8 protein-coding genes are annotated in these 8,666 nt (G+C 62.3%); 6 read left to right on the forward strand and 2 right to left on the reverse strand.

All coding sequences use genetic code 11. The annotated features are described in order from the left end of the window. On the reverse strand, positions 1-1,543 hold a 1,543-nt coding region (locus RTX98_RS07305), incomplete at its 3' end, for an EAL domain-containing protein (RefSeq protein WP_312795648.1). A gap of 100 nt (positions 1,544-1,643) precedes the next feature. Next, positions 1,644-2,372 (reverse strand): GntR family transcriptional regulator, encoded by a 729-nt coding sequence (locus RTX98_RS07310; protein WP_312795650.1) that lies wholly within the window; start codon positions 2,370-2,372, stop codon positions 1,644-1,646. A 134-nt stretch (positions 2,373-2,506) separates the two neighbouring features. On the opposite strand from RTX98_RS07310, the gene RTX98_RS07315 reads away from it, so the two are divergent. From RTX98_RS07315 to RTX98_RS07340, 6 genes are all read left to right on the forward strand, one after another. Further along, positions 2,507-3,514, forward strand: a complete 1,008-nt coding sequence (locus RTX98_RS07315; RefSeq protein ID WP_312795652.1) for an ABC transporter substrate-binding protein — start codon at positions 2,507-2,509, stop codon at positions 3,512-3,514. Positions 3,515-3,602: 88 nt separating this feature from the next. Continuing rightward, positions 3,603-4,421, forward strand: coding sequence for an ABC transporter ATP-binding protein (locus RTX98_RS07320; protein WP_312795654.1), 819 nt, complete (start codon positions 3,603-3,605; stop codon positions 4,419-4,421). A 5-nt stretch (positions 4,422-4,426) separates the two neighbouring features. Continuing rightward, complete coding sequence (locus RTX98_RS07325) at positions 4,427-5,299, forward strand: ABC transporter permease (RefSeq protein WP_312795655.1); 873 nt, start codon at positions 4,427-4,429, stop codon at positions 5,297-5,299. A gap of 72 nt (positions 5,300-5,371) precedes the next feature. Then, positions 5,372-7,108, forward strand: a complete 1,737-nt coding sequence (araD, locus tag RTX98_RS07330; RefSeq protein WP_312795656.1) for an L-arabinonate dehydratase — start codon at positions 5,372-5,374, stop codon at positions 7,106-7,108. A gap of 18 nt (positions 7,109-7,126) precedes the next feature. After that, complete coding sequence (locus RTX98_RS07335; protein ID WP_312795662.1) at positions 7,127-7,837, forward strand: ribonuclease activity regulator RraA; 711 nt, start codon at positions 7,127-7,129, stop codon at positions 7,835-7,837. 94 nt (positions 7,838-7,931) lie between these two features. After that, positions 7,932-8,666 (forward strand): ATP-binding protein (locus tag RTX98_RS07340; protein ID WP_312795657.1); only part of this gene is annotated, 735 nt, incomplete at its 3' end.

Consider the following 8,666-nt stretch of genomic DNA (forward strand, 5'->3'; position numbering starts at 1 on the left):
ACAAGCCGCTGATGAAGGAGCGGTCGATCTTCAGGACCTTGGCCGGCAGCCGCTGAAGGTAAGACAGGCTGCTGTAGCCTGTTCCGAAATCATCAATCGCCAAGGCGATGCCGGCTCCGCTGAGGCGCTCCAGGGTGTCGAAGGCCAGAACTTCGTCGGTCATCACGGCGCTTTCGGTGATCTCCATTTCCAGCGCATGAGGGGCGACGTTATGCTGGCGCAAAACAGTCTCTGCTCGATCAACGAAATCACTCTCACGCAGGTTCACGGCCGACACATTGATCGAGATCTGGCAATCGAGGCCAGCGGCATTCCATGTGCGCAGCTGCCTGACGGCCTTGTCGAAGACAAGTGCGGTGGTTGGTCGAGCCAAAGCGGTTTGTTCGATGATCTCGATGAACTCGCCGGGCAGAACCTCGCCCAGCTCAGGATGAGTCCAGCGCAATAGGGCTTCGCCACCGATGCACTTGCCGGTGGAGATTTCCACGCGCGGCTGAAACACGAGCCGCAGCTCATCCGGCTGTTCCAGCGCGCGGCCGAAATCGTTCAGCAGCGCGAAGCGGCGCTGATAAACAGCGTCCTTGGAGGTCGAATACACAGTCACGGAGCGGCCGGCCAGTCGGGCATCCTGGGCGGCGCCGTAAGCGGAGCGCAGAACATCGGCTGCGGTATTGGTTCCGAGGATGAAGGGTGCGACGCCAACGGCGGCCGTCATCACGAAGCGGCTGCTCAGTTGCTCTTCAAGCCGCTGGACGGCGGGGCGCAGCTGCCTGACGAAGCGGGCCTTGTCCACGCCTTCCGGCGCCAGAAAAGCGAATTGCGTGCCGGCGACATGATAGGCCGTCTGCTTCGCGGACAAAGCGCCGCGCAGCAAACGCGCGCCTTCACGAACCATGTCGTCGATATAGGTCGGGCCCATCACCCGCATGCCGCTATCGACTTCGTGGTTGCGGGCGAGATCCACCAGCACGGCCAGGCGCTCTTCGCCGGGATGATCGCGCGCGAGATCGGCCACATCATCGAGGAACTGCGTGCGGCTTGGAAGTCCGCTGACCGGATCGATGCGGCCGAAAGCGTGCTGCAGTTCGATCTGCGACATCACGATCTGCGCCAGGTCGCTCAAGGCTCCTTGCTCGGCCTGCGTGATCGTTCTCGGCTCCATGCCCAGCACGCACAAAGCGCCGAGCGAAAAGCCATCTCGCGTGGTGAGCGGCGCGCCGGCATAAAACCGCACGCCGGAGCCAGCCAGAACGCTGGTGGCGTAACAGGGATTGTCGAGCAGGTCGGGAATGACGAGGAATGCGTTGTCGTCTGCCACCGCGCCACAGGGTGCCTTGTGGCGTGGAATGGACGTATGATCCACGCCGACTCTGGACTTGAACCATTGCCGGTCGCGATCGGTCAGCGACACCGCCGAGATCGGCAGGTTGAACAGCTGCGCCGCCATGCGCGTGATGCGATCGAACGCTTCGTTGGGCGGCGTATCCAGCAGGTTCAGCTGGTATAGCGCGTTTAATCTCGCGTCTTCGTGGGTCGAGTTCATAGGCACACTCCAACCCCCATCAACCACGCCATCTTAAATGAACACGTAAGCAGACTGCTTCAAATTGAGCGGATTGGCGCGAAACTGGGCAAAACACGCATCATCCTGCCAAAACCACGGCGTCCGGCACGAAACCATCCTCATCGATGATGAATTCAGGATGTTTGGCGGTGATGGCATCCACAATCGCCAGAGTGCCAGACAGGTGTTGGCGCATCGCCTTTTCGGCCGCGCCGCCGGCGTTGCGGCCGCGGATGGCATCCACGATGGCGCGGTGATCGCTGAGCACGGCCTGCATCTTGCCGGGCATGGGAAGGTTGAGGCGGCGCAGGCGGTCGAGATGGGTGGACTGCGCCCGCATCACCCGCCACAGACCGGCATTGCCGCTTTGATCATACAGAACGCGGTGGAAATCGCGGTCGAGCGCGTCGAACCGGTCATAGGTCGCGGGATTGGCGACGTGTTCCTGTTGTCGGAGAATCTCGGCCAAGGCGTCGGCGGTTTCATCCGGCGTTTCCGAAGCTACGCGGCGGGCCATTTCCAGCTCAATGGACAAGCGCAGGAACTGCGCCTGCCGGGCATGGGCGACATCGATACGTGACACTAGCGTCGCATGTTGCGGGAAGATGTCGACCAGGCCTTCTTCCTGCAAACGCAAAAGCGCATCGCGAACCGGCGTCTGGCTGACGCCGAATTCTTCCTGTAGCGACAACCGCGACAGCACCGTTCCCGGCGTGAGGATCACCGACAGGATCCGCTCCTTCAGGATCTCGTGCACCTGCACCGCCACCTGCCGGGAGCGGTCGAGGCTGATCGTCGATTTCCGCATCGTTTCCAGAATCTCCTGCGTCGCCGTCATCCTAGCAGAGGATGCGGGGTTGATGCACTGATGTTTTAGTGTATCTTTAGCGAACCTGCAGGGAGGCAGGACGGCGTCCATCGCCGTTAACGGGAGGATCATCCATGAAAACGCTGTTCAGCGGCTTGGCCGCGCTTGCCCTGATTGTGGGTGGTGCAACGAGCGCCAGGGCTCAAGAAAAGACCGACATCTCCATCACGCGCCAGCCCGGCATTCTTTATCTCGCCAGCCACCTGATGGAGACGCAGAAGCTGATCGAGAAGCACGCTGCGGAAGACGGGGTCAAAGACGTCACGGTGGAATGGCGCACCTTTTCGGGCGGTGGCGCCCAGACCGACGCGCTGCTGGCCGGCGGCGTCGATATCGTCAACACGGGCACCGGCAACCTCTTGCTGCTGTGGGACCGCACCCGCGGCAAGGTGAAGGGCATCATCACGAGCTCGGCCCAGCCGGTGATCATGGTGTCCAACGATCCGCGCATCAAAACGCTGGACGATATCGGTCCTCAGGACAAGATCGCGGTGCCGACGGTCGGCGTGTCCACGCAAGCGATCCTGCTGCAGATCGCAGCGGCAAAGAAGTATGGCGACGATCAGGTCAAGAAGTTCGACCCCAACACCGTCCAGCTCGGCCATCCGGATGCGGTGGCGGCTATCGCCAATGCCAATCACGAGGTGAAGAACCACTTCTCCGCCCCGCCCTTCCAGTACACCGAGCTGAAGCAGCAGGGCGTGCATAAGGTTACGGACTCGCGCGAAATCCTCGGCTCGTCGCTGACGCAGGCGACCTTCTTCACGACCACCGACTTTGCCGAAAAGAACCCGGTGATCATCAAGGCGGTTCGCGAAGCCACAAAGGAAGCGATCGAGATGATCAAGGCCGATCCGAAGACCGCGCTGGAAGCCTACAAGTCGGTGTCGGGCGACAAGACCTCCATCGAGGACCTGATGGCCATGATGAAGGAGCCGCACATGATGGACGAGTTCCGCACCGACCCGCAGGGCACGATGGCGTTTGCAACCCATCTCCACAAGATCGGCACGCTGAAGACCATGCCATCGGCCTGGACCGATTATTACCTGCCGGAGTCGGCCGACCTCAACGGCAACTGAACGCCAGGGCTTTCAAGCCTTCGATCGGTGCCGGCATCTCTTGCCGGCCCGCTTTCTTTCAGTGAATGAGTTCCGAGAGGTCGAACCCATGCTTCAAGCCGTAGAGTCTCCGGCTGGCGCTGTGCCTGTTGCCGGCACCAATTCGCCGCCGCTGCTGAGCGTGCGCAATGTCACGCTGCGCTACAAGACGCCGAACCTGCTGATCACCGCCACCGAGAATGTCAGCTTCGAGGTGCGCCAGTCCGACCGCTTCGTACTGCTCGGGCCGTCCGGTTGCGGAAAGTCGACGCTGTTGAAGGCGGTGGGCGGCTACATGAAGCCGGTGGCCGGCGAGATCCACATCAACGGCCGGCAGGTCACCAAGCCCGGACCCGACCGGATGATGGTGTTCCAGGAATTCGACCAGCTGATGCCCTGGAAAACGGTGCTGGAAAACGTCATGTTTCCGCTTACCGTCGCGCGCAAGCTGCCGGCCAAGGAAGCCGAAGAGCTTGCCCGCTCTTATATCGACAAGGTCAAGCTGACGCGGGCCGTCGACAGTTATCCGCATACGCTCTCCGGCGGCATGAAGCAGCGCGTGGCGATCGCGCGCGGCATGGCGATGCAGCCCGACATCCTGTTGATGGACGAACCGTTCGCCGCGCTCGATGCGCTGACGCGCCGGCAGATGCAGGACGAGTTGCTGCAGCTTTGGGAAGACACGAAGTTCACCGTGATCTTCGTCACCCACTCGATCGCCGAAGCGATCAAGATCTCCAACCGCATCCTGCTTCTTTCGCCGCATCCGGGCCGCGTGAAGGCCGAGGTGGTGGATGTCGATCAAGCCAATGTGGAAGACGGCAGCGCCGGTGCGCTGGAGCGCGAAATCCACGACCTCCTTTTCCCCGAACCCGGCCACAGGGAGTAAGCGCCATGGCGAAACCGCAGATCCTCCTTGCCGACGCCGGTGCCATTGCCGGTACGCCCGGCGCCCACATGGCAGCCGTGGAACAGAAGCTCGGGCCTGTCGAACTCATCTGGGGCATCAGCGCCGTCCGCAAGACGCTGCTGATCCTGGTGCTCGCCGCAATCTGGCAGATTTATGCCAGCTATCTCGACAACCCGCTGCTGTTCCCCACACTGTCGGACACGCTGACAACGCTGGTCGACCGCTTCGCCGATGGCACTTTGCCGGCGCGCATCGGGACGACGCTGAAGATTCTGCTGATGGGCTATGCCGTCGGTACACTGCTGGCCGCCCTCCTTACCGTGCTTGCGATCAACACGCGCATCGGCACGGATTTCCTTGAAACCATGACGGCAATGTTCAACCCGCTGCCGGCCATCTCGCTTCTGCCGCTGGCGCTGATCTGGTTCGGGCTTGGCGCGTCGAGCCTGGTTTTCGTGCTGGTTCATTCCGTGCTTTGGGCGGTTGCGCTCAATACCCATGCCGGCTTTCTCGGTGTGTCGCGCACCTTGCGCATGGTGGGGGCGAATTACGGGCTGACCGGCTTTGCCTATGTCACCCGCATCCTCGTGCCGGCCGCTTTCCCGTCGATCCTGACCGGCCTCAAGATCGGCTGGGCTTTTGCCTGGCGTACGCTGATTGCGGCGGAGCTGGTGTTCGGCGTGTCTTCGGGCCAAGGTGGGCTTGGCTGGTTCATTTTCGAAAATCGCAACCTGCTCGACATTCCCGCCGTGTTCGCCGGTCTTCTGACCGTGATCGTCATCGGGCTCATCGTCGAAAATCTCGTGTTTCAGACGCTGGAGCGCCATACAATCCAGAAATGGGGCATGAAGGAGTGAGCGGTCTTACGCCGACTTATCCGAAGGCTTCCGCATCCAACGACCCGGCATCAAACGGGAGGACTTTTCATCATGTCTAAGCGCAAGACCTATGCCGAGCTACGTTCGGCCCGCTGGATGGTGCCGGACGATCAGCGTTCGTTCGGCCATCGCTCCCGCACCATGCAGATGGGCTATGATCCCGCAGATTGGGAAGGACGGCCGATCATTGCCATCCTCAACACCTGGTCGGACGCACAGCCCTGCCACATGCACTTCAAGGACCGCGTGGAATGGGTGAAGCGCGGCATCCTGCAGAGCGGCGGTTTCCCGATGGAACTGCCGGCGCTGTCCTTGTCGGAAAACTTCGTGAAGCCGACCACCATGCTTTATCGCAACATGCTGGCAATGGAGGCGGAGGAGCTGCTGCGCTCGCATCCGATCGACGGCGCGGTGCTGATGGGAGGTTGCGACAAGACTACGCCGGGCCTCGTCATGGGCGCCACCTCGATGAACATCCCCTTCATCTTCTTGCCGGCAGGTCCCATGCTGCGCGGCAATTATGCCGGCAAGTATCTGGGTTCGGGCACCGACGGCTTCAAATATTGGGATGAGCGGCGCGCCGGCACCATCACGAAGGAAGAATGGACCGGCATCGAAGGCGGCATTGCCAGGTCCTACGGACATTGCATGACGATGGGCACGGCTTCCACCATGACGGCGATTGCCGAAGCGATGGGCCTGACCCTGCCGGGCGCGTCCTCGATCCCTGCCGCTGACGCCGGACACCAGCGCATGTCGACGCAATGCGGCCGGCGCATCGTTGATATGGTGTGGGAAGACCTGACGCCGGACAAGATCATCACGCCGACATCCGTCACCAATGCCGTCACGGTCGCTATGGCAACGGGCTGTTCCACCAACGCGATCATCCATCTTATCGCCATGGCGCGGCGTGCCGGGATTCCGCTCGAGCTGGACGATCTCGATCGTGTCGGCCGTACCACGCCGGTGATCGCCAACATCCGGCCGTCCGGCACCACCTATCTGATGGAGGACTTCTATTATGCGGGTGGTTTGCGCGCGCTGATGAAGCAGCTCGGCGACAAGCTCGATCCTTCCGCCATCACCGTCACCGGCAAGCCGCTGACGGACGGGCTGGACCAAGTGAAGATCTACAACGAGGACGTCATCCGGCCGTTGTCGAACCCGGTTTACCGAGAAGGATCGCTGGCGGTATTGAAGGGCAATCTTTGCCCGGATGGCGCGGTGATCAAGCCCGCAGCCTGCGATCCGAAGTTCCATAGGCATGTCGGCCCGGCGCTGGTTGCCGACAGCTATGCTGAGCTTAAGAAGATCATCGACGATCCCGATTATCCGATGACGCCGGACTCCGTGCTGGTGCTCCGCAATGCCGGCCCGCAGGGTGGACCGGGCATGCCGGAATGGGGCATGATCCCGATGCCGAAAGCGCTCATGAAGCTCGGTCTGCGCGACATGGTGCGCTTATCGGATGCGCGCATGTCCGGCACATCCTTCGGCGCCTGCGTGCTGCATGTCGCGCCGGAAGCCTATGTCGGCGGGCCGCTCGCTTTGCTGCGCACGGGCGATCTGGTGGAACTGGATGTTCCCAACAGGCGGTTGGACATGAAGGTGGACGAAGCGGAACTGGAAGCGCGCCGCGCCGCCTGGGTTGCGCCGCAGCCTCATTATGAGCGCGGCTACGGCTTCATGTTCTCCAAACATATCGAACAGGCCGACAAGGGTTGCGACTTCGATTTTCTGCGCAGCGAATTCGGCCGTCCGGTGGGCGAGCCGGTGATCAACTAGGGATCTGACATGACCACGATGAACGAAGGGACACGCGAGAAGCTGATGGGCGTGTCGGTGGCGACCTTGTGCTCGGCGCTCTACAAACGCGGTTTGCGTAACCAGACCATCCAGGACGTGCGGCCAGTGCGCGCCAAAGGCCGCAACATGGTCGGGCCCGCTTTCACCCTGCGCTACATTCCAGCCCGCGAAGACCGTAACCCGATGAGCGTGTTTCGCGACCCGAAACACCCGCAGCGTGTGGCGATCGAGACCTGTCCGGAGGGCTGCGTGCTCGTCATGGACAGCCGCAAAGACCCGCGCGCGGCAAGTGCCGGCGACATCCTGATCACCCGGCTGATGATGCGCGGCGGCGCGGGCGTAGTGACCGACGGCGGCTTTCGCGACTCGATGGTGATTGGCGAACTCGATATCCCCGCCTATCATAACCGCCCGTCAAGCCCGACCAACCTGACGCTGCATGAAGCCATCGAGCTGAACGGTCCGATCGGCTGCGGCGATGTTGCCGTGTTTCCAGGCGATGTTCTCGTGGGCGACGACGACAGCGTGATCGTCATTCCCGCTGCTATCGCCGACGAGATTGCCGATGAAGCGGTGGAAATGACGGCTTACGAGGACTTCGTGGTGGAACGCGTCAAACAGGGTCACACGATCACCGGCCTTTATCCCGCCACCGACGAGACCAACCTCACGCTGTTTGCCGAGTGGCGCGCGCAACAGAAGCGCTGAGCCGACTGCGCCATCGTGCCTGTGGGAATCCCGCAGCGATCTTTCGCCTTCCCCGGCGCTGGATGCTAAGGGACTGCCTCAGAAGGGGCGCTGGATGAAGGTCAACATCGATATGGGCGCTGCGGCTCGCGGTGCCGCCGCCGAGCTGGATCTTGAGGAATTGCTGGCGACGCGCCTGCTGGTGCAGGGCAATTCCGGCTCCGGCAAGTCGCATCTGCTGCGCCGTTTGCTGGAACAAAGCGCACCCTGGGTGCAGCAATGCATCATCGATCCCGAAGGCGACTTCGTGACGCTGGCGGACCGATTCGGCCATCAGGTCGTCGACGCCGCGCGCACCGAAGCCGAACTGACGCGCATTGCCGGTCGTGTGCGCGAACATCGCGTATCCGTGGTGCTCAACCTTGAAGGCCTCGATGTCGAGCAGCAGATGCGGGCCGCGGCGGCCTTTCTCGGCGGCATGTTCGATGCCGAGCGCGATCATTGGTATCCCGTGCTTGTCGTGGTGGACGAGGCGCAGCTGTTTGCACCGGCCGTTGCGGGCGAGGTTTCGGACGAAGCGCGCAAGCTGTCGCTCGGCGCCATGACCAACCTGATGTGCCGCGGTCGCAAGCGCGGTCTGGCCGGCGTGATCGCCACGCAGCGGCTGGCCAAGCTCGCCAAGAACGTCGCGGCGGAAGCCTCGAACTTCCTGATGGGCCGCACCTTTCTCGATATCGACATGGCCCGCGCCGCCGATCTCCTCGGCATGGACCGCAGGCAGGCCGAGCAGTTCCGCGATCTGGCGCGCGGCCACTTCGTTGCCTTAGGACCAGCCCTGTCGCGCCGCCCC

It is taken from the genome of Tianweitania sp. (assembly GCF_032053605.1).
Taxonomy (GTDB): Bacteria; Pseudomonadota; Alphaproteobacteria; order Rhizobiales; family Rhizobiaceae; genus Tianweitania.

What these genes read in the sequence shown, in the direction of transcription:
- RTX98_RS07310 (WP_312795650.1), bottom strand. Translation starts at nt 2,372, where the DNA reads ATGCGGAAATCGACGATCAGCCTCGACCGCTCCCGGCAGGTGGCGGTG.
- RTX98_RS07315 (WP_312795652.1), top strand. Translation starts at nt 2,507, where the DNA reads ATGAAAACGCTGTTCAGCGGCTTGGCCGCGCTTGCCCTGATTGTGGGT.
- RTX98_RS07320 (WP_312795654.1), top strand. Translation starts at nt 3,603, where the DNA reads ATGCTTCAAGCCGTAGAGTCTCCGGCTGGCGCTGTGCCTGTTGCCGGC.
- RTX98_RS07325 (WP_312795655.1), top strand. Translation starts at nt 4,427, where the DNA reads ATGGCGAAACCGCAGATCCTCCTTGCCGACGCCGGTGCCATTGCCGGT.
- araD (WP_312795656.1), top strand. Translation starts at nt 5,372, where the DNA reads ATGTCTAAGCGCAAGACCTATGCCGAGCTACGTTCGGCCCGCTGGATG.
- RTX98_RS07335 (WP_312795662.1), top strand. Translation starts at nt 7,127, where the DNA reads ATGAACGAAGGGACACGCGAGAAGCTGATGGGCGTGTCGGTGGCGACC.